Origin of the sequence: Paenibacillus soyae, from assembly GCF_024623455.1 — a bacterium.
GTDB lineage: Bacteria > Bacillota > Bacilli > Paenibacillales > Paenibacillaceae > Pristimantibacillus > Pristimantibacillus soyae.
Window position 1 is genome coordinate 1 of sequence record NZ_JANIPJ010000023.1, and the last position, 22,288, is coordinate 22,288.

Here is a 22,288-nt window from a genome sequence, read left to right on the forward strand (position 1 = left end):
GGTTTTCTGGTATGATTGTCATCGAGTAGAGTCCCTTCTTGGTGGCGTGGTAACCCCGAGGATACTCTACTTTTTTGTGTCTTGGAAAGACTCCAAATGTTGGTACACAACTTATTGTACGTCATCCAGCTGCCTCAATAGTTATGGGGAGGACTGTACCTTTTCTTTTGTTCAAGCGGACTAGAAGCTATAGGCCTCTCCATCGGCCGGAACGAGCAGCTGAGCCGACATGCCTTTTTCGTTCGCGAAGCTCCTCAGCTCTTCACGCGACAAGGTCCAATGATTGACGGCTTCCATATGGACGGAGATGATGGCCGCGTCAGGCGCGGCTTGATGCACCTGGAGAATATCCTCTTTGCCCATGACGAGGGAGCCGCCCTGCAGGAATTGATTGTCTCCGCCGTTGACCACAATGACATCCGGCTTATGTGCTTCGATCGTTCTCCGAACTTCCTCGTACCACACCGTATCTCCTGCAATATACAACGTTTTTTCGCTGGAGTGATTGAAGATCACGCCGCATACTTGACCGGCAAGCTGCAGAATTTCGCCTCTTCCGTGCTCGCCTTTTGTTTTCGTCAAACGAATGTCTTCAAAAACCGTATCTTCTTGCAGCACAATGACCTTCTGGAAGCCGGCGCTTCGGACTTGCTCCGCGTCCTCTTCGTTCTGGACGAACAGCGGAATGTCCTTCGGCAGCGCCTCTTTGGCCGCATCGTCCCAATGGTCCAGATGCAGATGCGTAACAATGACGGCATCCAGGCTGCTGAACATATCGTCGATCGATAACGGCAAGCCGACTAACGGATTGTTCTGATCCTGCCTGAGCGAGTTAGGGAACGGAGGGTATACCCCTTTTTCGGCTAAGAACGGATCGATCAAAAACTTCTTCCCTGCGTAATGAACGACAAGCGTCGCGTTTCGAACAAGCTGTATTTTCATAAATTCATGCTCCTTTTCTTGATTGGGTATGTGGTGTCCTTCCTGTATAATAAAATGATAACGAAATTGTTACGTCCATTCGATGCTTTGATGAAACGATTATGGATCAAATCATTTCATCGTGAAAGGATTCCAATCATGCAGCTGCAGCTTGACCAAACCGATTATCGGATTCTCATGTTGCTGTCCGAGAATGCGCGTATTCCCTGGAAGGACCTTGGCGAGCAAATTCATATGACGGGGCAAGCGGTAGGCAATCGGATCAAAAAGCTCGAGGAACATGGCGTCATTTCAGCCTACTCCCTAATGATCGATGAAATGAAATTAGGGTTAACCTGTACGGCGTTTGTCCTTATTTTTATGAAAACCGCGCATCACGACTTGTTTATACGTTTTGTTCAGGAGCGGGATGAAGTTGTGGAAGCCCATCGCATCTCGGGAGACGGCTGTTACCATCTGACGATCAAAGCGGCTTCCAACGAGCAGCTAAACCAATTTCTAGACAAGCTCCTCGAGCATGGGAACTACAGATTGAATCTGTCCATACATAAGATCAAGCATCGCCACGCGTTGAACGCCATACCAACCAACCAAACCTAAACGAAGCAGGAGTTGTCTAACCACGATGATTAAAAAGGAACTCGCCCACATACGCAAGCAATTTAAGCTGGACCACGATTTGCTGAAGCTCTATGATATTCTGAACGTTTATATCACGAAGGATAGCGAGGAAATCTATCATTACGAGTGCCAGCCGTTCGCCCTGCTGGACCGGGAGAAGCAAGAGCTGTACATGGGCAATTTCAAAAAGCTGCTGGCCGGCGAGCTGGACCAGAAGCTGTTCGAGCTGAAGTTCCAGGAGGACGCGGAGGAGCCAACGAAGGTGCTGCTTCACCAAGGGATGGTGACGGGCGACACGGAAGAGTGGATGAACCTGATGCTCGTGCTGGTGGAGAAGATGCTGAAGGACAATAAGTATGAGAGGGACACGGTCGTGACTTTCGTGCGCGGACAGTACTTCCGGCCGACCAAAGCGAGGAACGACGAAGCCGAGGAGACCGGGAAGGACGAAATGTTCTCCCATCTGTTCATCCTGTGCAGCGTCAATTCCACGGAACAGCCGCGGAATACGCTGTTGTTCGACTATGTCGAGCGGGAGTTCAAATATAATGTCATTGTCGATCCGATCATCAAATTGAGCACGCCGGACCAAGGCTTCTTCTACCCTAGCGTGACGGACAACGCGTCCGACGTGAACCGCATCCTGTATTGCGCGGGCAAACCGAACGACCCGAACTTCCGATTCATTGATCAGGTGCTGAATGCCGAGAAGACGGTGACGGCGCTCGAAGAGCGGGATTATTTCGAGGAAATCGTGAAGGAGGTCGCGGGCGAGCAGCTCGACGCCGCCACGATCGCCCAAATGTACGAGGGCGTTCATCATGTCATCGAAACGAGCGAATCGGAGGAGCCGCCGAAGCTGGATTACAAAGACGTACAGGAGCTGCTCACGGCAAGCGGAGTGGAGAACGTGACCGCGGCGAAGGTGGAGCAGGCGTTCCAGACGGTCATTGATGACAGAAACTACGAGCTCAAAGCAAGCAGCGTCATGCCGAAGTTCACGACGAAGTCCATCAAGATCGAGACGAAGGTCGCGACGGTTTCGGTCAGTCCGCAGGATCTAAAGTATGTGAAGCAGGTCAATTATCGGGGGAAAAAGTGCCTCCTGATCGAGGTCGACGAGGATGTCGTGATCGAAGGGTTCACGCTCAGCACGGAGACGTTGTAAATAGGGGCTCGTTGGATCGGAATAAGCTAGAATTACGCCTATTGCTCTGGTAATATCTAGCTATATCATCAGGGAAGCGGGCGATAGAATGTTTGATAGAAGCAGGAAGCCCTCGGATGCGAAGCGATCGGGCATTCAGCGGAAGGTGTCGGGCAAGACCGACGCTCCGTCCCGACAGACGGCTGCGACCGGAACGGCCAATCAGCTGCTGCAATTGCAGAAGAGCATAGGCAATCGGGCTGTCGCCCAGCTTTTGACGGGAGATAAAGCTGCTTCGGCCGCAAGCGCTCCGCGTCCCGGCACCAACGGCCTTCCGGATACGCTTCGAACAGGCGTGGAGCAGCTGTCCGGCATGGATTTGAACGATGTTAAGGTGCACTATAATTCGGACAAGCCGAAAGCGCTGAATGCGCTAGCCTATGCGCAGGGCAACGAAATTCATCTGGGACCCGGGCAGGAGAAGCACTTGCCGCATGAAGCTTGGCATGTGGTGCAGCAGCGTCAGGGCCGCGTCAAGCCGACCGTGCAGCTAAAGGCTGCAGCGATCCAAGAAGAAGAGCTGGAGCGCGAAACGGAGGAGGAGCCCGTGCAGCTAAAAGCTGCAGCGATTCAGGAAGAAGAAGAGCTGGAGCAGGAGTCGGACGGGATCGTGCAGTTAAAGGCCATGATCAATGATGACGAGGGGCTGGAGAGGGAAGCGGACGAGATGGGCTCGCGGGCCTTGCAGCTCGGAGAGGGCGCGAGCGATGACATCTCCTCCGTCCAGCCTGAAAGAATCGGATCGGCCACGAAGGCCGACGCGGCCGTACAGCGCAGGGTGAAGCCCTACGATACGAACTTCTCCGATCCGTCCGTCGTTGCGAAATATAAGGATCAGATGAAACAGCTTGTGGACTTCATCAATCAAAGAGTGCTTCAGGCAAGGAAGGATGCCGTAGCCTGGCAAACTTACGTGGCGACCAATAATAAGCATCTAGCGTTATGGTATCAATCGGCCAGCAGCTTTGTTCAAAATCCCGTAAACGAACCGAAGCTGATCCACGCCCGGTTCGGCTATGCGATCGAGACACTGGCCTGCGCGGGACTTGCCGGTTCGCACGGCGGGCTTCATATCGACTTGCAGGTGGCGAGCGGGCATACGCGTCCGGATATCGTCGTCTCGGACGGGGTGCAGGAGCTGGCGTGGATCGATATTACGAGCGAGAAGTCCAAGAAGCATATTCTAGGCAAGGACGGATCGGGATGGCGCAGGAGACCTTTCGTATACGAGGTGCTGTACGACCAGCTGGAGCTGAAGGAGCTGCTTGCCGCGACCAACGATAATTTCTACAACGAATATGGGGCATTCGTGGCCGATGAGCATCAGATCGAGTATGACGAGACGGAGAGAATACGCAATGAGAAGCGGGATGAATTTATCGAATTCCGCGATTCCAAAGGCTGGGAGACGAGCACCGGCAATGCAACGAACAAGAAGGGCGAGACGCGGGATTTCCTGTTCTCGATGACCGGCTCGGAGGATCTGTACGTCGAGGACTACCATAGCAACTTGAAACAAACCAAAGGCGCTCTTCATTACTTCGGACTGAACGCCGGTCCGTTCGGCTTTAAGGGCGCGAAAGAAAAAGAAGAGAGCTCCGCCGCCAAAGAGTACGTGCGCCGATTGGCCGAGCCCGAGATCGAGCAACGGAAGAACACGCTTGCCGCGACCAAAAATATGGAGCTCGCCGTCTTCTTCCGGCAATACGAAAACCACTTCCTGGCGGCGCAATTATTTAACGATGAAGCGGAGATGATTACGCCGGACCGTGATCTCGTCAAGACGGGAATGGCCTTGAAGGCGGCTATCATGGACTTCATTGGAATGGAGAAGCTGTATCTGTTCGCCAAAACGATGCTGGCGGACGAGCCGCGCGTGAAGCTGCTGCTCCAGAACGCGGAGATGGTAAGGTCACGCTTCCTAGGGGAGCTGGATTTCGAGAAAATTATGGCTTGGAGAAGTCAGGTGAACCAGCTGTATCAGCAAGCCACGCTGTTGCGGAAGATCCAGCCCGCTCAACGGCAGTTCATCCAGTATGCGGACAAGAAATATAACTTCTTCTCGAGACCAAGGGAAGTGAGCGACATCTTAACGGAGTTTTCCAAGGATCTGCCGAACGAAGCGGTTATTGAAGCCGCGGGCAGATGGATGGCCGGGAATCCGTAATAGAACTATATATTGAGGCGGACGTGCCCGAATTCCAACTCTTGCTGCGAATCTTATGGTAGAGTCGAGAACAAAGAGAAAGGGATGAGCAAGCATGGACCACCTCATTATTTCGGAAGATGATATGGTGAAGGAATCGGCAGAGTTTTCGAAGGTGTATCCCATCCTGATTCATGAGATAGATCATATTGAGAGAGTGCGAGGCAAGCTTAACGACTTTCAGTTGATGCTTGCCGTGTCGCGCGCCAAAGATTCGATGGGGGTTCTAGGCTGGGAACGCCGGCAAACCGTCAATTCCATTCTGGAGAAATACGCCCAAATCTACCGGGAATACGACAGGGAATCGGCAGATGAATGGGTGTTCATTACCTTCGGTTACAGAGTGGACAGCGGCTACGAGACGGAAGCTGAGACAATGGCCGAGACAACGTCAGCGCATCCGCAGGAAGAAATCGACAACGATGTCGATGTCAGCAGCCGAATGCAAGAAGTTTCGAATCTGATCGTCATGAAGGAAGCCGAGCTGCTGCAGCTTTACCGGGAATTTTATCTGTTGTCCCAGCGATCTTAACGGAATATGAGGGAAGAGGTGCGCTAGTGCCGAGACAAATCACATTAGCGGATGGCAGAACGGTGGAGGTAGAATGTCTGAGCTGCGCCCTGACAAGCGGACTACTCGCGCCAACCGGCGGGGTTATTTACGAATCCGAGAGGTTTCATGTCCATCAAGACGTGGCTTATCCGATTAGGGGATTGGTTATTATCGCATCCAAACGGCATTTCTATAGCATGGACGAGCTGACGGGCGAAGAACAGCTGGAATTTATTTCCCTTATACATAAGGTGAGGAGCGAACAGAGAACGAGGCTCGGCATCGAAAAGGTGTATTACTTCTACAATGAAGATACGACGCATCATTTCCATTTGTGGATGGTTCCGAGGTATGACTGGATGAAGCCGTTCGGCCATTCGGTTGAGTCTCTGAGGCCTGTGCTGTTGCATGCGAGGCATCACATGAACGATGAAGAGAATAAGAGAGCTGTCTTAGCCGGCATTGATGAATTAAGAGAAGGCTTGGATGGCTTCAGCTTATAGAGGATGGCGCCGCGGGAAGGTTACCCGCGGCGCCATATTTAGTAGGGGCGCGTATTAGAACGCCCAATTGCCCTTGCGGAACACCGGCTCGACGAGGCCTTCCTTCGTGATGCCGTCGATATCCATCTCGCCGGAGCCGACCATGAAGTCGACGTGCAGGATGCTCTGGTTAAGACCGGCCTGCTCCAGCTCCTCGCGGGACATGGCGGCTCCGCCTTCGATGCAGGTCGGATACGCGTTGCCCAGAGCCAGATGGTTGGAGGCGTTCTCGTCGAACAGCGTATTGAAGAAAATGATGTTCGAATCCGAGATCGGAGAACGATGCGGTACAAGCGCGGCTTCTCCCAGGTAGCGCGAATGATTGTCCAGATCCAGCATCGCCTGCAAGGATTCGTAGCCCTTCTCGGCTTCGAAATCGATGACCCGTCCGTTCTCGAACGTCAGGCTGAAGTTTTCGATGAGATTCCCTTGATAGCTGAGCGGCTTGGTGCTGCGCACGACGCCGTTCGTGCCGTCCTTGTGCGGAGCCGTGTATACCTCTTCGGTAGGAACGTTCGGATTGAACGTATTGCCCTGCTCGTTCCATGAGATGCCGCCGTTCCAGCGATGGTTCTCGGGGAGCTCGATGACAAGGTCCGTGCCGGGAGCCTTGTAATGCAGCTTCTTATATTGCTTGGCGTCCAAATAAGCGCGTTTGGCTAGCAGCGTGTTATTATGCGCCTCCCAGGCAGCGACGGGATCGGCCTCGTTCACGCGGACGATTCGGAAGATCGTATCCCATAACGCTTCGACGGCCGCTTCCGTACCGAGGCCGGGGAACACGAGCTTGGCCCAGCTCTCGGAAGGAGCCGCAACGATCGACCAGGTCATTCGTTTCGAAGACATGTATTTCCGGAAGGTGGCCAGCGCGGCAGAGGAGACGCGCGAATAATTCGATATCCGCTTCGGATCGATTCCCTTGAGAAGCTCGGGATCCGCCGCGTCGATGAGCAGATAGGCGCCGCCTTGCTCGGCCACTTCCGTCATGGCAAGAGCTCTCCATGCCGGGTACTTCTCGAACGCTTCGTCCGGCGCAAGGCTATAGGTCAGCCTTGTCAGCTCGTCATCCCGCCATTCGACATGGACCTTCTTCGCCCCGACTTCATAAGCTCGCTTCACAATGAACCGGACAAGCTCCGGAACATGGATGGGGGCGTTGACCCAGAGCTCCTGTCCCGGCTGAATATGTACCGCCGTTCTGACGATCAGATCGGCATATTTTTGTAAATCCGTTGTTGTTGGCATCGTCAATCCCTCCTGTTCTTAAAGAGAAGTGTACCATATTGAATTAACGGGTTGCAGGGCATATGATGGAAAGGGTAGCCGAGATACTCAGAATTATGAAGCGGGGAGTGCATCCTCATGAAAAACGTATATGTCGTACGGCACTGCAAGGCGGAAGGGCAGGAACCCGGCGCCAAGCTAACGGAGGCTGGCGCCGCGCAAGCCGAGCAGCTAGCCCAATTTCTAATAAGGAAAGACATCGATTCTATCATTTCAAGCCCGTTCGAGAGAGCTTATCGCACCATTGCGCCGTTAGCCGAAGGGCTTGGCATCGAGGTCGAGCTCGACGAACGGTTAGTGGAGAGGACGCTGTCCGGCAGCGATCATCCGGATTGGCGCGACATGCTGATGAGGGCCTACGAAGACTTGGATTTAAGCTATGAGGGCGGCGAATCCAGCAACGCGGCCATGGACCGTGCCGTTGGTGTCGTCGAGAAAGCTCTGAACAGCGGTCATCGCAACGTCGTGTTAGTCTCGCACGGAAACCTGATTTCCCTCCTGCTTAAGCATTATGATAACCGGATCGGGTTCCGGGAATGGGAGGCATTAACCAATCCTGACGTTTTTCAACTCCGTTTCATAGAGGACAAGCCTAATATTCGCAGAATATGGGCAGATTGATAGAATAACTAGGCGCGAGGAGTGTTGATCGATGAACGCGGAGACGGTCATGCAGGAGCTGGAGGCTCTCGGCAAGGAAAGATTGAAGAAGATGTATATGACCAACGGCGCTCATGAGCCGTTGTTCGGCGTGGCGACGGGCGAGATGAAGCCTATCTTCAGGAAAACAAAAATCAATCAGGCTTTGGCGGACGAGCTGTACGCGACGGGGAACTATGACGCCATGTATTTTGCCGGCATCATCGCGGATCCGAATGCCATGACGGAAGCGGATTACGACCGGTGGATGGATGCGGCGTATTTCTATATGCTCTCCGATTTTGTCGTTGCGGTCACGTTATCGGAAGCCGATATCGCGCAAGAAGTGGCGGACAAATGGATGGCCAGCGGGGAAGAGCTGCGAATGTCGGCGGGCTGGAGCTGCTACTGCTGGCTTCTGGGGAATCGCCCGGACCATGAGTTCGACGCGGACAAAATCGCGGGCATGCTGGAGCTCGTGAAACATACGATTCACGAGGCCCCCGAGCGCGCGCAATATTCGATGAACAATTTTTTATATACCGTGGCTATCTCTTATTTGCCGCTCCATGAGAAGGCGATCGAGACCGCCCAGGCGGTAGGGCCGGTGGAAGTGGATAAAACGAAGAAGAAGAGCAAGCATATCCATGCTTACGCCAATATTCAGAAGGTTATGGACAAAGGCCAAAAAATCGGCTTCAAACGCAAGCATGTCAGGTGTTAAGGCAGGGGAGGGATACTCCCCTGCTGCGCAAGATGTCTACCCCAGGATTCTGTTGCGGGTCATCTGCAGCGTCCGAATTTTTAACTCTTCAATTGCGCCAATCAACGAGGAGAGTCTCTCCGCGTATTGACGCTTTAGATCAGGGTCATTCAAGGCGCTCAGATTGAGCTCTACCGTCAGGGCAGCGGATTGCGCGGCTGCTTCGAATAATAGGGAGCATTACGAAAAAAAGTATCGGCGCATGCTCGTGATCGAGTCAAACGCGGATACTTTTCCCAGGCGAACGGATCGTTGAACGGTAGACTTCCTCGTGGTTTATTCCACTTATTTCGCCAGTCGCCTACCGAGTTATTTCTCCCTATATTATCAGAAAATTAGCAAAAAAGAAACGATCATTTGCTGTCGTATTCAATCCTCCTGAAGCAGCCCGTAGTCCTTGACCCGGACGACGGCCTCCACTTCCACCTCGATTTCGCTCACTGCTTTTCTTTGGTCGATGGCCTTCCATTCCTCATACGATCCCATTCGATTTCGTATCAGCTTGCCCATGCCGAGGGGATCGACTTTCTTTCGCTGAAACATATCCACTAATTCCGTTACCGTTTTTTTCAGCGAATCACTCATCAGGCTTTCCAGCTTCATTTGGTTGGCTCCCTCGCTCAAATCCAAGTCACCCGTGTATTCCTGGATGGAGCCATGCAGCTCTACATGGACGCTGAGCTTCATTTGATCAAGCGAACGGCCTGTTACTTTCAATTTCCTCTTGCTGGTGATGTTGCCGAGCATAATCTGTTCCCCATCGTCCAAAGAAATAGACAAATCGGCTCCTGTTACTTTCCGATGGAGAAAGGAGAAAATAATCGATTTATTCTGTTCGATTCGACCGACGTAGCGATCGTCTTGGAACAGGGCAACTCCGGTCATCTTGACGGACTTGGCGTCTTGTTTGATCAGCGGAGCGACGGGATCGACCCCATCGTTCATATAATCTCTGGTGAACGTGAAGAGATTCGCCTTCGGAATAAGACCGGCATCCATATTCGTTTCCACTAGCCTGGTCAAATAGTCGGAGGTCGTCGGATAAGGCTTGTATTCCTTGCTGATCAAGGCTCCGGCATTTCCCTCCACGACGGCGATAAACAGTTTCTGAGAGATGGCGGAGTCCCGGACGAAGGTGTCCATATGCTTCCAAACGCCTTTGCCGGCCAGGCTGTCTCCGAACAGTACCATACGCAGCTGCCCGCTCACTATTCTTCGATTGTTTTCCCGGGAGAAGGTAATTCTCGCCTCTTTGCTTGTTCGGGCAACGGAGGATAGAATAAATCTTCCTTTCTGGTCTGCCTTGGGAATATTACTGGTCACCCGGATATCGTCGCTGTTCTCCACGCTGTCAAAAGCAGATAAGCGGGTGAAGCCCAGTCTTTCGATTATTTTCTGATCGCTGCAGCTGGCAAGGAAAAGGACTGCGATCAGGATAAACACACTAATTTTTGCTCTCATGCAGCCGCCCACCGTTACGAAGTTTTTGCCAATATAACAACATCATGAGCAGCAGGGGAAACGTGAAGGCAAGCATAATCTCCACATAGATAGACTGGCGAACCAGCACTTGGGTGTCCCTCATGAGCTTAGGATAAGAAGCGAATCCAATGGAGGTGAGCGTAATGACGGCCTCGAGCACCTTCGGTTTGAATTTGCGGGTCATTCGTTTCAACATGAGAAGCGCGGCCCAGGCGTACATAACCGTTGTCATGAGACTCTTGTACAGGAAGAAAGGCAGCAGCAGATTCTCGATTCGATTAATGAACGATAGCTCCACGTAGGCTAGCATGTCGACTAACGGGAATTGGTCTGCCTGCAAATATTGGAGACCGTAAAAACCGAAGGCGGCCAGAATGACGCTAAGGTACACGGCCGTTACCAGCAGGTGGCCGAGGTAGACCCCTTTGAATAGCTTGTTGTCCTGCTGAGCGTACGGAAACAAGAAGACCGCTAATTCATATCCGATAAAACCGCTGTACACCTCCAGCCAGTTATCGAACGAGAATGGAACGGACGGGCTCTGGAAGAGGAAAGGAGTTAAGTTCGAAAAACTCCAATCGGGAAGAAAATAGACCAGAATAACGACCATCCAAATCGTGGATAAAAAGAAAAGAATGCCAATCTTGCCGATGACGTAAATGTTTTTGATCAGCAGAAGGTACAGCATATAGGCGTAAAAAATATAAATGAACATAGACGGGGTTGTCGGAAACGTGACCGTTTGCAGGACATTCACGTATTGTTTTCCGACAAACGCGCCGAGCGCAATCCAGAACACGGCAAGGATCAGATAAACGGGATACAGCAGCGCCTTCGGCATGCTCTGCTCGATAATATCGAAGACGGAACGGCCTTTCGCTAGCTTGTAAACCATGGAATAGAGGAAGATATTAAATAAGCCGGCAGCCGAACAGATCAGAAAACCGATCCAGCCGTTCGACCCGAAGTTCTCGGCCACGATGCGGGGAACGGAAAACAGAAACACGTTCGACTGCGTGACATAGATCAGAAAGGCGACATGAACATAATTAAGCTTTTCTTTCATTTAGCGTTCCTACTTTGGCAGCGTTATTTTTTCTTCTTTTGTTTGGTCGAGTTGACACTCCGGGCCTCGGAAGGTCGTTTGTTCAGCATGGCGAACGGTCCTCTAACAAAAGTATCCAGCCAATCTTTTTTGTTCATGGGCGCTAATGGCGTTAGATAGGAAGCTCCCAGATTCGTCACTCCCGCGATATGAATCATGAGGATCCCCATGCCGATCAGCAAGCCCAGATTACCCAAGAAGCCTGCCATCATAATGAGTCCGAACCGGATTAATCGCAGGGTCGCGCTCATGATATAGCTGGGAATCGTGAACGACGCGATGGCGGAAGAAGCGACGGCGATAATGAGAATGTTGCTGGTAAACCCCGCTTGAACGGCCGCTTGGCCGATGACGATCCCGCCTACGATACCGATGGTTTGCCCGATCTTGGTCGGCAGTCTTGCGCCTGCTTCTCTTAGAAGTTCGATTGTCGCCTCCATCAGCAGAGCTTCGATCAGCGGAGGGAAAGGTACCTTGTTTCTCGATTCGGTCAAATTGAGCAGCATCGTATGCGGAATCATTTCGTAATGGAACGTGGTGACGGATACGTATAAGGCTGTGAATCCGATCGTAATGATGAACCCGAAGAAGCGCAGCAACCGCAGAGCCGTCCCCAAATGCCAGCGTTGATAATAGTCGTCCGGCGACGAAAAAAACTCGAAAAAAGAGGTAGGCGCGCTAATTCCCGTCGGGCTTCCGTCCACAAAACAGGCGATCCGGCCACCCAATATTTTGGAACAAATGGAGTCGGGCCTTTCGGTCGTCATGAACTGGGGAAATACGGAATTCGGATTGTCGTCGATGAGCTGCACGAGCATGTTCGCCTCGAATACGGAGTCAACCTCAACGCTTTGGATCCGTTCCACCAGAAGGTCCACGTAATCCTTATTGGCGATGTCCTCCAAGTAGATGACAACGACGTCGGTTTTCGTGATTTCGCCAACCTGCAACCGGATAATCTTCAGATGGGTGCTCCGGATCCGTTTGCGGATAACGCTTAGATTTTGGCTGAGATTCTCGACAAAGCCGTCATGCGGACCGGCAATAACCGTCTCCGTCTCCGATTGCACGATCGAACGGCCGACCGAATTCGCGATATCAACGGAATAAGCTTCGTTCTGATAAAAAATAACGGCTTTCCCGCTTAAAATATCTTTGATGCAAACCTTGGAATCGGTTATCCGCTCGTACGGCGCCTGGCCGAGGATGGCTGGCAGCTCATCGTCCTTGGTGGCATGGAACGGCCCGACGATGTCGCGCAGCAATTCATCATTCCCGGCCAAGGTGGTCAAATAGACGGCCTTGGCCGAGTTGGACGGGAAGCTCCTCTCCGTGAAATCCATGCAATTGCGAAATTCTTGGAGCGTATGCTCGTACGAAGGAGGTTCGTTTATTTCGATTGTTTCATCCTCTTGCTCATTTGGATGATCCGGCTTCGTCACAATGATGGCGGAAAGCATTTTTCTGAACAAGGACATCGCGGTTCACCTCGAAAATATGGAATTCTCTTTCCAGTATTTCCTTCGGGAACAGGTTTGAATTCGTCATATCCGACATTTACCGCCATTTTGGGAAAACTTCTCATAAAAAAAAGCTCAAGCGTCCGAAATCGGACACTTGAGCTTTTTTATGAGGATAAGGGCTGCGCGATTTCCCAGACATGCCCGCCTGGATCGGCAAAGCAAGCCGTACGCACGCCCCATGGCCGGTCCAGCGGCCCGTTCAACAGAGTGACGCCTCGGGCTTCGAGATCCCTGCATAAGGCTTCCGTATCCTCCACGCGGATGGTGAACTGGAATCGCGAGCCTGCTTCGCGGGCAGCGACCGCTGCGGGAGCGATCAGTCCGTGCGCTTCGGATATTTGCAGCAAATTAACGCTCATATTGCCAAAGTTGAACACGGCGGAATTTTTGTCTTCATAGACCTGCTCTAGACCGAACACATCTAGATAAAATGTAATGGCAGCTTGCAAGTCTTCGAAAAATAAAGTGATGACGTCAATATTGGATTTACCTAGCATGAGTAAATGCCTCCTTTTGTACAGCTGAATCCGTTCGGAGTACGTCGTGCCATCTCTCCTTTTAAGTTTTGAAGTGAAGTTGTTTTCAGCATACCACACTAGCGCAAATGCCATTTCTTACGGATTGCGCTCGTGAGAATCGGCGCTTGGATTGGTCGCGAATGGAGCACGCGGCAAGGTCATAAAGTTGCAGTACTTTGGAACCCGCCTCGAACGGGTTCTTTTTGTCTTCTGCTACGATTGGATTATTTTGCAAAGGGCGGTGACGAAAATAAAGGATTCTTGGCAAATGGCGGCGAATCCTGTGAGCCGCAAACAATCTGGCAGGAGGTGCGATAATAGGTGGGCAAGCGATGGAAGTGGGCCGTTAGTCTGGCTTTGTGTTTGGTTGTTCTCGCAAGTTTTCCGCATTTATCGGGGGCAAGCGGCGCGCAGAGAGAAGGCTCGATTAGCATCTATTACGGGGTCAAGGCGGGTGACACGTTATACGGCATATCGAAGAAACATTATTTGACCGGCGATTTCGAGCGCGTGGCGAAGCTGAACGGATGGGACCCGAAAGCCAAGCTAAAGGCGGGAGCCCAGCTGAAGCTGAACAACCCGCTTATCTTCGATCAATATACGGTGAAGAAGGGCGATACGCTGTATGGGATCGCGGGCAAATATTTCAGCCGCGGCAATTATATCAGCATTATGATGCAATACAATGGAATGACCGGCACCAAGGATTTGAAGGCGGGAATGACGCTTCGAATTCCGCTTCCTTCGGGAGAGACCAAGCATAAGGTGAAGGCGGGCGAAACCTTGTTCAGCATCTCGCTCGACTATTATAAGTTGGCCGATTACCAAGGGGCTATAGGGAAAGCGAATGGCATAAAGGACGCTGCCGGCTCCATCAAGATAGGACAAACGCTTCAGATCCCGAACCCGTTCTATGCGGAATGAAAATCGTAAGCTGGTCGGTCGCAAACACGGCCGGCAGAGGAAGCGCTAGACCTTGAGCCGCTATTCCGCGGCCAAAACCTCCGACAACGGCGTACATTCATCCCTAAGCATGGACAGGAAATCCAGATCGATATATCTTCCTCTGGCGAAGACTGCACGTCTCATCGTTCCTTCGTAGACGAAGCCGCACTTCTCGGCTATTCTTCTCGCGGCGGCATTCTCCTTGGCCGTGCAGATTTGGAGCCGCTGGATCGGCTTCAATTCGAACACGTAAGAGCTGAACAGTCGCAGCGCCTCCGTTCCATAACCTTTGCCCCGGTCATCTTTGCGGTAGATTTGATAGCCGATTTCGTAGCCTTCGCTATCGCCGGTCGCTTTGAAGAAGGTAATGGCGCCGAGCATTCGGCCGGACTTATCCACGATAAGCATCCGGCCGAAATCGGCTTCCCAATAGCCTGCCTCCGCATAATAGCTTTGAAGCTTCCTCTCATGATGCAGCTCGACGCCGAGATGCTCGCTTCTATGCTCCAAGTCGTTCATCAGGACGACCAGCTCCGGCAAATCTTCCTCTTGAATCAATCTCAGGTTAACGAGTTTTCCTATTAACATATCATAGCCTCCCCATTGATCTGACTATCCTAACAATTTCTACGCAATTTTTTTACACGCAGAAAACGCAGGCTTCACAAATTCGCCTATGTCCTTCTATATACTTAAACTGTTTGAGATTGCGGACTAGGCGGTAGATAAAATGATAAAAAAACGCGACTTGCATGAATGTCATTCACTTTTTCAACTACTGATGGATCCTGCCGTTTTTCCCTATGTTCGCTATCCGTGCCGTTCCTATGAGCAATACTTATTTGTCACCAAGAAATTAATCGTTGAAGAAGAGCGGAAGACTTGTGTTTCCAGAACCATCCTTGATGAGATGGGACGTCCTATCGGCACGATCGAGCTCTATAACATCGTTGATCGCGTCGGGTTCCTAGCCACGTGGATCGGGGCTCCTTATTTCGGCAAGGGGTATAACCAGCGGGCGAAGGATGCTTTCTTTACGGAGCTGTTTATGGAACAAGAGATCGACACGGTATTTTTGAAAATACGCAAACAAAATACGCGATCCCGGATGGCGGCCCAGAAGCTGCCGTATGCCGTGTTGGCTAATGAAATCAACGAGTCCCTCTATAAATCGATTAATGACGGACGGGAGATCTATGATCTTTACCGGGTGGACCGTTCCGACTTTCTGGATAACGGGAACGTTATACCGCAAGGGGTTGCCACGTAATTGAATAGCGCCGATCGCATATCATGAGGGTGTCGGCGCTGCGCTTCTACACCTCGCCAGACTCCCCGTCAGGCTTCGCCTTCACTTTTTCTTTGAAATCCGTCGGACTGTACCCGGTATATTCCTTGAACACCTTCGAGAAATAATGCTGATCGCTGAACGACAACGCATCCGACAGCTCCTTGACCTTCATCTCCGGCTTCGACCGTATGAGCCGGCAGGCCTCGTCGATCTTCATCTTCATGTAATGATGGACGAAGGTGCTGTTCGTGTATCGCTTAATGATCCGGCTGATGTAGGAGGGACTGACATGGAATTTCTTGGCCAGCTCCGTCATCGAGAGCTGCGAATATTTGTGCAACTCCATATGGTTTTCGATTTGCGCGAACAGTTCTTCGGCGCTCTTGCGGGTTCGGGCGAGCAGCAGGTCGAATTGGGCGTCGGTCCACTCCAGCACCGAGTCGCAAAATAGCTCGTAGCTGTCCAGCTCCAGCAATTCTCTTGCTTCCGCCTCAAGCTCCGCCAGTTCCGACAGCTCGTTATCGCTTTCGGAGGCGTTCGCGAACGCTTCCGAAACGGCTACCAGCAGCTCCTCCAGCCGCGCCGCGTGCACATTGTCGCTCCGCCATCTGCGCAGCAGCTCCGCAAGCTTCAGGCGGAATTGTTCTTTGTGCCGCTGTTGAATCATTTCCATGAAGGTCGGAATGACACGGTCGTCCTCCCGGGACTGCCGGAACCGGTATTGGATGTCCAGCAGCAGCGGCGATGCGAGCCGAAGCTCGTCCGCCATGCCTTGCTCAAGCTTCTCGTAGTGAGACCTCAGCTCGGCCAGCTCCACGGGCTGCAGGCTGGCGGCCATACAGGCTTGCAAGCCAAGCGACTGCAGCTCCGCGGATATGGCGCTCATGCATTCGCTGGCGGATGAATACTTATCCCTGAGCCCTTCCTCCGCAAGCAGGAGATAACGCTCGGGCTTATCCAAGGGGAACAGCCAGCAAGGATGCGGCGAGCATACTCGCGATAAATCGTGCTGCAAAGCATTCGTTTCCGCTGCCGCAAAGCGCGCGGTGAAAGGCTGCCTGCCTATGAGCAGGACAAGCTTGGTGTTATGAGCAAAGAAGTCGTCCCCGAGGCGCATATCCGTCAGAAAGCCGGGATCGACGATGCCGCGGAATGCTGCCAGCCGGTCTTCCCGCGTTTCGTTGAGCTGTCCGATCATCCGTTCCATTACCTCGATAAGGGACTTTCGCTCCACGGGCTTAAGCAGATAGTCGAATACTTGCAAATTAATCGCCTTGCGCGTGTATTCGAAGTCGCTGTAGCTGCTGACGAGCACGACTTTGAGCTCAGGAGTTATTTCTTTGGATTGCTCGATCAGAGCCAGTCCGTCCATCTTGGGCATCCGAATATCCGTAATGAGAATATCAACCGGCTGCTGCCGAAGCAGGGCCAGCGCTTCTTCCCCGTTGGAGGCGGTGGCGGCGACCCGGATCGGCAGCTCGGAGGATTCGAGCAGCATCTTGATGTTGCGCAGGATCGGCTTGCTGTCCTCCGCGATTAATACGCTATACATCTGCGATACACCTCGCTAATAAAAGTCTCGCGTCAACGACCCGATGATTTGCACCGTGACGCCCCGTTCTTCGCCGGCATTGTTGTACAGATTGAAGAACAGCCGGTTCTTGTACATGAGCTTCAGGCGGTTGACCGTATTAACGACGCCCATGTTGCCAAGCCCGGAAGCATGGATGTGGAGCTCATGGTCCCGGTCCTCGGAGCCGGTAATGTTCGCCATAATTTCCCCAAGCCGTGCTTCGTCAATGCCGTCTCCGTTGTCGCTGATTTCGATTGCCCATATCCCGTTATACAGCTTCACGCGGATCGCGATCCGCCAAGGAGGATCGGTATCGACGAAGCCATGCTCGATGCAATTCTCCACGAAAGGCTGAATAACGAGCCGCGGCAGCTGGATGAACTCCGCCGATTCGTCCGCGTCGATCGTCCACTCCAGATCGTCTTCGTAATTTTGCTGAACAAGCGACAAATAGTTTCTCGTATGCTCTAATTCCTCTGCGAGCGAGACGTGCTGGTAGGGGGAGGAGACGATGTAACGCAGGCTGTCCGACAGATGCTTGCACATCGCGGAGACGGCTTCGTTCTTCCCTTCCTGAGAGGCGATGCTGATCAGATACAAGGAGTTGTGTATAAAATGCGGGGCGATCTGCGCCTGCAAGGCGGATCCCCTCGCTTTCACTTCTTCGTGCAGGGCAAGCTTCTCTCTCTCGATGGATTGCTGCAGCCGAACGAGCAGCTCCTGGAACGAATCGCCCAGCGCGACCAGCTCGTCGTTGTGCGCTTTGCTGTCCACCCGGACGTTCAGATTGCTGTATTGAATGCGGGAGATTTGACCCCGAAGCTTGCGGATCGGAAGCAGGAAGCTTCTGGACGAGAAATAGATGTATATAAACGAAAAAACCATCAGTGAAGTGATGAGCAGAATGGACAAATACTTAACCGAATTGACCGGACCGATTACCGCTTGGCGGGGGGTGAGCAGATAGGTTGTCCAGCCGGTTACGGTCGATTGGTGATAGGCGATGTAGTCCCCCGAATCGTTTGTATACAACCCATCGGGTTGTTCGCCGGCGCGGAGCTCGGGCATGTCGTTATTCGCTGTGACGGGAGTCGAGCTGACGACTACTTGATTCGCTGCATTCACGATATACAGATCGCCTACGGCAATATCCTCCGCGGGCATCCGCAGGTAGGACGGGTCCAGCATAATGGAGAGGTAGCCGAAGATGTGTCCGTTCTGGTTGCTGATTACCCGAGTGAACGACATGCCGCTTGATGGATGCGGAGCGACGATGTACCCGAGCCCGCCGGTCTGCCCGTCATCCAGCAGCGCTTTCATTCGGGAATCCAATTGGGCAGGAGAGTCGTCATGGCCGATAAAGGAAGCGATCGATTGGCCCTCCAAATCGAAAATAATCATATCCCGAATATTCATCGTCGGTCCGATCGCTTCGAACATCATGTCCTTCAAGGCGCGGCTTTGCCGAAGACCCTCGGCGGTGTGCCACGGCTGCGCGTTCGCGAGTATATTGAAAATTTGCTGGTTGGACAAAATACGGTGCGAAAGCTGAATTTGGCTCTTCATATATTCGTCGAGCTGATTGCTGGCGGTGGAAACCGTCACGAGCATCTTATTCTCGTTATCGACCTTGAGCGGCTTGATTACGACCCAATTCACATAAGCGAGGAAGCAGCCCAGGACGATGACCAGCAGGATGAGAAAGGTGAGCAGAAGCTTGGTCTGCAGACTGGCCTGAATAGGGAATCGTATTCCCTTGATGCCCGACGGTGTCAATGTCATCCCTCCGGTAACGGTAATGCTCCTACTGTAACACTGTGTCCGCATCTGAACAAGATGGTTCAGAATATTACACAGCAAGGGTAAAGGGCAAACATGTACCCTAGAGGATTCTCATTCTATAATGAACCTTGTTAGCGCATTCAACTTAAGTTTCGACATGAATAGAGGGGGAACATCAATGAATAAGAAAACCAAACAATGGACGATGGGCGTCGTAGCGGCGCTGCTCGCCGTATCGCTTACGGCTTGCGGGTCGAACAACGCGAATGAAGGGAACGGAGCATCCGCAGGCAACGGAGGCGACAAAGGCGAGAAGGTAACGATCGAGCTGGCAATCTCCAAGAGCTCGCAGGATTCGGCTTTCGTTGCGCAGTCGCTTCTGGATGAATTCGAAGCCGCGACCAATATTAAGGTAAATCTTCAATTGCTCCCGGCCGAGCAGACGACAACGGTTCTGCAGACGAAGCTGGCGGTCGACGAAACGCCGGACATCGTCCAGTACAATCTGGCGAGCGCGACAACGGACCTTAACCTGGAGCGCAACTTCGAAATTTTGGATAACGAGCCATGGGTTAGCCGCTTGCTGAACAAGGAAGTGCTGTCCGCTTACGGTCACGTCTACAGCTTCCATGTGAGCCAAGATACAGGCATGCAAGGCGTCGTTTACAACAAAGACATCTTCAAGGAGCTGGGCCTGGAAATTCCAACGACATACGAGGAGTTCCTGGCGGTTTGCGAAGCGATCAAAGCAAGCGGCATCACGCCGGTGTTCATGCCGTTCAAGGACGCATGGGCTGCGAACATCTGGCCGGCGGCGGCATTCGCGGATTATGCGGCTAAGAACGATCCGACCTTGTTCGAAGAGCTGAACGCGAACAAGAAGAAGTGGACCGACGTTCCGGAGTTCGAAACGTTCTTGGCTCAGCAATACGAGATCTACGAAAAAGGCTACACGAACGCGGACATTCTGAGCGACAGCTACGACATGGCGGCGGGCAAGTTCCTTAACAAAGAAGTGGCCATGATGTTCATGGGCGACTGGCTCATTCAAGACATCACCAACCAAGATCCTTCGATGAACATCGGACTGTTCGCGATTCCTTCGTCCGACGACGCTCTGCTCGGCGCAAGCCCGCTCGGCGGCCAGCTGTTCATTCCGAAGAAAGCGAAGCATATGGCGGAAGCGAAGAAATTCCTGGAATTCATCGCGCAGAAGGAAGTCGCGCAGAAGATCGTCGACGAGCAAAAATACGTATCGATCTTCAGCGACGTGACCACGCCTGAGCTGCCGGCTTACAAGCAAGAGATCGTGGATAACTACATCACGCCGAAGAAAACGACGCTTACGACGGACGCTTACATGCTGGTTGACCGCAGCGAGCTGTACCGCAGCCTCCAAGATCAATTCACGGGCTCCAAGTCGCCGAAGGAAGTTCTCGCGGCATGGAACGAGAAGTTCGCGGCACTCATGAAAGATAAAGGCGTTGAAGGATTCTAAAAAATAGTTTGCGGCCGCCGCTCCTCCGGGATTCCGGCGGCCGTTTCCGCTAGATACACACCATGAAAGTGGGATAGGATGTGAGAGAATGAAACGAGCCAAAAGCATGTACGGCTATTATCTGGTCTGGCCCGCGCTGTTCATTTATTCCTTGTTCTTCGTATTGCCGGCTCTTATCGGCCTGTACTATTCGTTCACCGACTGGAGACTAGATAGAGATACCATATCGTTCAACGGCTGGGACAACTTCAAGACGATCTTCTCCGACGAGACGCTGCTGCTCGCGATGAAGAACACGTTGATTTTCGCGGTCGTTACGGTACTTGGCAAAAACATACTGGGCATCGCGCTGGCGGTGGCTTTGAATATGCGGCTCAAAACCCGCAACTTCCTGCGTGCGATCTTCTACGCGCCTTCGATTCTTAGCGTGCTTGTCATCAGCATCATCTTCACGCCGATGCTTCGCTCCGAAGGCATGGTGAACCGCATGTTCGAGGCCATCGGTCTCGGGTCGCTCAGCCAGGCTTGGCTGACGGATCCCGCCATCGTTATTTTCACCATCGCGGCCGTATCGATTTGGCAGCACGTAGGCTTTCAGATGGCGATTTATCTCGCCGGGCTTCAGTCGATTTCCAAGGAATATTACGAGGCGGCTACGATCGACGGCGCCGGAGCTTGGAAGAGCTTCACGAACATTACGCTTCCGCTCTTGCTGCCGGCCATCAACATTAATCTGATGCTGACGCTGATCGGCGGACTGAAAGTATTCTCCGAGGTGTACGTCCTGACGGGCGGCGGGCCGGGCAATGCTTCCCAGGTTGTCGGCACGATCGTTCTGCGTTCGTTCGGCGAAGGAAGCTGGGGTCTCGGCACGGCGTTCAACACGCTGCTGTTCCTGATCGTGACGCTGATCTCGATCCCGCTATTGATCTTCATGAGACGCAAGGAGGTGACGGAATAATGAGCTACAAGATGAGACTAGCCTTAAGGAATTACATCGTGGAAATTTTGCTGATCGCGGCTTCCTTGATCATCATTATTCCGCTGCTGCTCATGATTCTCGGCTCGTTCATGACGAGCGTCGAGGTTTCCCAGTTCAAGATCAAGATCCCCGAGACTTGGCAGTTCTCCAACTATTCCAGGGTGTTCGAGGAAGGCGGTCTGATGCGGGCGTTCTGGAACGGCGTGCTGATTACCGGCTTGTCGTCCATTCTGAACATCGTGACGTCCTCCGGGGCCGCATTCATTCTGGCGCGCCGGGAGAGCAAGCTCTCGAGCTTCCTGTACCTGTTCTTCTTCATGGGCCTGATCGCTCCGATGTCGACGATCACGACGATCCGCGTCGTGCAGTGGCTGGGCTTCTACGGAAGCGTGACGAGCGTTATCTTCATCTATGCGGCGCTCAACACCGCGTTCAGCATGTTCCTGTACAGCGGCTTCATTAAGTCGATTCCGAAGGCGCTCGACGAGGTGGCGTTCCTCGAAGGCGCTTCGCTGTTCTCCGTCTTCATCCGGATCATTACGCCGCTTATCGTGCCGGTTAACGCGACGGTAGCGATCATGGTATTCATGTCGGTATGGAACGACATCACGATTCCGCTCTACTTCCTGACGGACAGCTCCACTTGGACGATGCCGCTCTCCGTCTATAATTTCTACGGCAAATACAGCAGGGAATGGAATTTGATCTTCGCCAACCTGATGCTTACTTCGCTGCCCGTTCTCATTCTGTATTTATTCGCCCAGAAATATATCGTCAGCGGCTTGACAGCCGGCGCGGTCAAAGGGTAAGACAGAGTTAGCACGGTATGTGA

21 protein-coding genes and 1 riboswitch are annotated in these 22,288 nt (G+C 52.5%); of the genes, 12 read left to right on the forward strand and 9 right to left on the reverse strand.

What is annotated here, in order from left to right; genetic code table 11:
* Positions 1-180 precede the first annotated feature (180 nt).
* The gene (locus tag NQZ67_RS24610; protein WP_257451202.1) at positions 181-942 is read right to left on the reverse strand and encodes an MBL fold metallo-hydrolase; all 762 of its coding nucleotides are present in this window, start codon (positions 940-942) and stop codon (positions 181-183) included.
* A 138-nt stretch (positions 943-1,080) separates the two neighbouring features.
* On the opposite strand from NQZ67_RS24610, the gene NQZ67_RS24615 reads away from it, so the two are divergent.
* The 5 genes from NQZ67_RS24615 (at position 1,081) to NQZ67_RS24635 (ending at position 6,032) form a co-directional block, all read left to right on the forward strand.
* On the forward strand, positions 1,081-1,542 hold the full coding sequence (locus NQZ67_RS24615) for an Lrp/AsnC family transcriptional regulator (RefSeq protein WP_257451204.1): 462 nt from the start codon (positions 1,081-1,083) through the stop codon (positions 1,540-1,542).
* Positions 1,543-1,567: 25 nt separating this feature from the next.
* Entirely contained in the window at positions 1,568-2,731 is a 1,164-nt protein-coding gene (locus NQZ67_RS24620) for a DUF4317 domain-containing protein (RefSeq protein WP_257451206.1), read from the forward strand.
* 88 nt (positions 2,732-2,819) lie between these two features.
* A complete protein-coding gene (locus NQZ67_RS24625; protein ID WP_257451207.1) occupies positions 2,820-4,937 on the forward strand; it encodes an eCIS core domain-containing protein in 2,118 nt (705 codons plus the stop codon).
* 94 nt (positions 4,938-5,031) lie between these two features.
* Positions 5,032-5,508 carry a hypothetical protein gene (locus NQZ67_RS24630; protein WP_257451209.1) on the forward strand — a complete coding sequence of 159 codons (477 nt, stop codon included), beginning with the start codon at positions 5,032-5,034 and terminating at the stop codon, positions 5,506-5,508.
* Positions 5,509-5,534: 26 nt separating this feature from the next.
* Positions 5,535-6,032 carry an HIT family protein gene (locus NQZ67_RS24635; protein WP_257451211.1) on the forward strand — a complete coding sequence of 166 codons (498 nt, stop codon included), beginning with the start codon at positions 5,535-5,537 and terminating at the stop codon, positions 6,030-6,032.
* A gap of 54 nt (positions 6,033-6,086) precedes the next feature.
* Here NQZ67_RS24635 and NQZ67_RS24640 read toward each other — a convergent pair whose 3' ends face one another.
* A complete protein-coding gene (locus tag NQZ67_RS24640; RefSeq protein ID WP_257451213.1) occupies positions 6,087-7,316 on the reverse strand; it encodes an aminopeptidase in 1,230 nt (409 codons plus the stop codon).
* 117 nt (positions 7,317-7,433) lie between these two features.
* Between NQZ67_RS24640 and NQZ67_RS24645 the strand changes: the two genes are divergently transcribed.
* Entirely contained in the window at positions 7,434-7,976 is a 543-nt protein-coding gene (locus NQZ67_RS24645) for a histidine phosphatase family protein (protein WP_257451215.1), read from the forward strand.
* 31 nt (positions 7,977-8,007) lie between these two features.
* A complete protein-coding gene (locus NQZ67_RS24650) occupies positions 8,008-8,718 on the forward strand; it encodes a DNA alkylation repair protein (RefSeq protein ID WP_257451216.1) in 711 nt (236 codons plus the stop codon).
* Positions 8,719-8,984: 266 nt separating this feature from the next.
* A riboswitch (ZMP/ZTP riboswitch) is annotated at positions 8,985-9,068 on the reverse strand.
* A gap of 58 nt (positions 9,069-9,126) precedes the next feature.
* Here NQZ67_RS24650 and NQZ67_RS24655 read toward each other — a convergent pair.
* The 4 genes from NQZ67_RS24655 to NQZ67_RS24670 form a co-directional block, all read right to left on the reverse strand.
* The gene (locus tag NQZ67_RS24655; protein WP_257451219.1) at positions 9,127-10,218 is read right to left on the reverse strand and encodes a Ger(x)C family spore germination protein; all 1,092 of its coding nucleotides are present in this window, start codon (positions 10,216-10,218) and stop codon (positions 9,127-9,129) included.
* A complete protein-coding gene (locus NQZ67_RS24660; protein ID WP_257451221.1) occupies positions 10,202-11,305 on the reverse strand; it encodes a GerAB/ArcD/ProY family transporter in 1,104 nt (367 codons plus the stop codon). The genes NQZ67_RS24655 and NQZ67_RS24660 overlap by 17 nt, the downstream gene beginning before the upstream one ends.
* Before the next feature lie 23 nt (positions 11,306-11,328).
* Positions 11,329-12,822, reverse strand: coding sequence for a spore germination protein (locus NQZ67_RS24665; protein WP_257451223.1), 1,494 nt, complete (start codon positions 12,820-12,822; stop codon positions 11,329-11,331).
* 149 nt (positions 12,823-12,971) lie between these two features.
* On the reverse strand, positions 12,972-13,364 hold the full coding sequence (locus NQZ67_RS24670; protein WP_257451225.1) for a VOC family protein: 393 nt from the start codon (positions 13,362-13,364) through the stop codon (positions 12,972-12,974).
* Between the two features lie 342 nt (positions 13,365-13,706).
* Here NQZ67_RS24670 and NQZ67_RS24675 point away from each other — a divergent pair, with 342 nt between their 5' ends.
* Complete coding sequence (locus tag NQZ67_RS24675; protein WP_257451227.1) at positions 13,707-14,309, forward strand: LysM peptidoglycan-binding domain-containing protein; 603 nt, start codon at positions 13,707-13,709, stop codon at positions 14,307-14,309.
* 60 nt (positions 14,310-14,369) lie between these two features.
* On the opposite strand, the gene NQZ67_RS24680 is transcribed toward NQZ67_RS24675, so the two are convergent.
* On the reverse strand, positions 14,370-14,918 hold the full coding sequence (locus NQZ67_RS24680) for a GNAT family N-acetyltransferase (protein ID WP_257451229.1): 549 nt from the start codon (positions 14,916-14,918) through the stop codon (positions 14,370-14,372).
* Between the two features lie 142 nt (positions 14,919-15,060).
* On the opposite strand from NQZ67_RS24680, the gene NQZ67_RS24685 reads away from it, so the two are divergent.
* Positions 15,061-15,600: a GNAT family N-acetyltransferase gene (locus NQZ67_RS24685; protein ID WP_257451231.1), complete on the forward strand. Its 540-nt coding sequence runs from the start codon at positions 15,061-15,063 to the stop codon at positions 15,598-15,600.
* A gap of 46 nt (positions 15,601-15,646) precedes the next feature.
* Here NQZ67_RS24685 and NQZ67_RS24690 read toward each other — a convergent pair whose 3' ends face one another.
* Positions 15,647-17,173 carry a response regulator gene (locus NQZ67_RS24690; RefSeq protein ID WP_257451233.1) on the reverse strand — a complete coding sequence of 509 codons (1,527 nt, stop codon included), beginning with the start codon at positions 17,171-17,173 and terminating at the stop codon, positions 15,647-15,649.
* A 15-nt stretch (positions 17,174-17,188) separates the two neighbouring features.
* Positions 17,189-18,976, reverse strand: coding sequence for a cache domain-containing sensor histidine kinase (locus NQZ67_RS24695; RefSeq protein ID WP_257451235.1), 1,788 nt, complete (start codon positions 18,974-18,976; stop codon positions 17,189-17,191).
* Between the two features lie 178 nt (positions 18,977-19,154).
* Here NQZ67_RS24695 and NQZ67_RS24700 point away from each other — a divergent pair, with 178 nt between their 5' ends.
* The 3 genes from NQZ67_RS24700 (at position 19,155) to NQZ67_RS24710 (ending at position 22,265) form a co-directional block, all read left to right on the forward strand.
* Positions 19,155-20,474 carry an ABC transporter substrate-binding protein gene (locus tag NQZ67_RS24700; RefSeq protein WP_257451237.1) on the forward strand — a complete coding sequence of 440 codons (1,320 nt, stop codon included), beginning with the start codon at positions 19,155-19,157 and terminating at the stop codon, positions 20,472-20,474.
* A gap of 88 nt (positions 20,475-20,562) precedes the next feature.
* The gene (locus tag NQZ67_RS24705; RefSeq protein ID WP_257451239.1) at positions 20,563-21,435 is read left to right on the forward strand and encodes a carbohydrate ABC transporter permease; all 873 of its coding nucleotides are present in this window, start codon (positions 20,563-20,565) and stop codon (positions 21,433-21,435) included.
* Positions 21,435-22,265 (forward strand): carbohydrate ABC transporter permease, encoded by an 831-nt coding sequence (locus NQZ67_RS24710; RefSeq protein ID WP_257451241.1) that lies wholly within the window; start codon positions 21,435-21,437, stop codon positions 22,263-22,265. The genes NQZ67_RS24705 and NQZ67_RS24710 overlap by 1 nt, the downstream gene beginning before the upstream one ends.
* Positions 22,266-22,288 lie beyond the last annotated feature (23 nt).

Coding starts and splice junctions, on each gene's coding strand:
- NQZ67_RS24610 (WP_257451202.1), bottom strand. CDS start 942: ATGAAAATACAGCTTGTTCGAAACGCGACGCTTGTCGTTCATTACGCA.
- NQZ67_RS24615 (WP_257451204.1), top strand. CDS start 1,081: ATGCAGCTGCAGCTTGACCAAACCGATTATCGGATTCTCATGTTGCTG.
- NQZ67_RS24620 (WP_257451206.1), top strand. CDS start 1,568: ATGATTAAAAAGGAACTCGCCCACATACGCAAGCAATTTAAGCTGGAC.
- NQZ67_RS24625 (WP_257451207.1), top strand. CDS start 2,820: ATGTTTGATAGAAGCAGGAAGCCCTCGGATGCGAAGCGATCGGGCATT.
- NQZ67_RS24630 (WP_257451209.1), top strand. CDS start 5,032: ATGGACCACCTCATTATTTCGGAAGATGATATGGTGAAGGAATCGGCA.
- NQZ67_RS24640 (WP_257451213.1), bottom strand. CDS start 7,316: ATGCCAACAACAACGGATTTACAAAAATATGCCGATCTGATCGTCAGA.
- NQZ67_RS24645 (WP_257451215.1), top strand. CDS start 7,434: ATGAAAAACGTATATGTCGTACGGCACTGCAAGGCGGAAGGGCAGGAA.
- NQZ67_RS24650 (WP_257451216.1), top strand. CDS start 8,008: ATGAACGCGGAGACGGTCATGCAGGAGCTGGAGGCTCTCGGCAAGGAA.
- NQZ67_RS24655 (WP_257451219.1), bottom strand. CDS start 10,218: ATGAGAGCAAAAATTAGTGTGTTTATCCTGATCGCAGTCCTTTTCCTT.
- NQZ67_RS24660 (WP_257451221.1), bottom strand. CDS start 11,305: ATGAAAGAAAAGCTTAATTATGTTCATGTCGCCTTTCTGATCTATGTC.
- NQZ67_RS24665 (WP_257451223.1), bottom strand. CDS start 12,822: ATGTCCTTGTTCAGAAAAATGCTTTCCGCCATCATTGTGACGAAGCCG.
- NQZ67_RS24670 (WP_257451225.1), bottom strand. CDS start 13,364: ATGCTAGGTAAATCCAATATTGACGTCATCACTTTATTTTTCGAAGAC.
- NQZ67_RS24680 (WP_257451229.1), bottom strand. CDS start 14,918: ATGTTAATAGGAAAACTCGTTAACCTGAGATTGATTCAAGAGGAAGAT.
- NQZ67_RS24685 (WP_257451231.1), top strand. CDS start 15,061: ATGATAAAAAAACGCGACTTGCATGAATGTCATTCACTTTTTCAACTA.
- NQZ67_RS24690 (WP_257451233.1), bottom strand. CDS start 17,173: ATGTATAGCGTATTAATCGCGGAGGACAGCAAGCCGATCCTGCGCAAC.
- NQZ67_RS24695 (WP_257451235.1), bottom strand. CDS start 18,976: ATGACATTGACACCGTCGGGCATCAAGGGAATACGATTCCCTATTCAG.
- NQZ67_RS24700 (WP_257451237.1), top strand. CDS start 19,155: ATGAATAAGAAAACCAAACAATGGACGATGGGCGTCGTAGCGGCGCTG.
- NQZ67_RS24705 (WP_257451239.1), top strand. CDS start 20,563: ATGAAACGAGCCAAAAGCATGTACGGCTATTATCTGGTCTGGCCCGCG.
- NQZ67_RS24710 (WP_257451241.1), top strand. CDS start 21,435: ATGAGCTACAAGATGAGACTAGCCTTAAGGAATTACATCGTGGAAATT.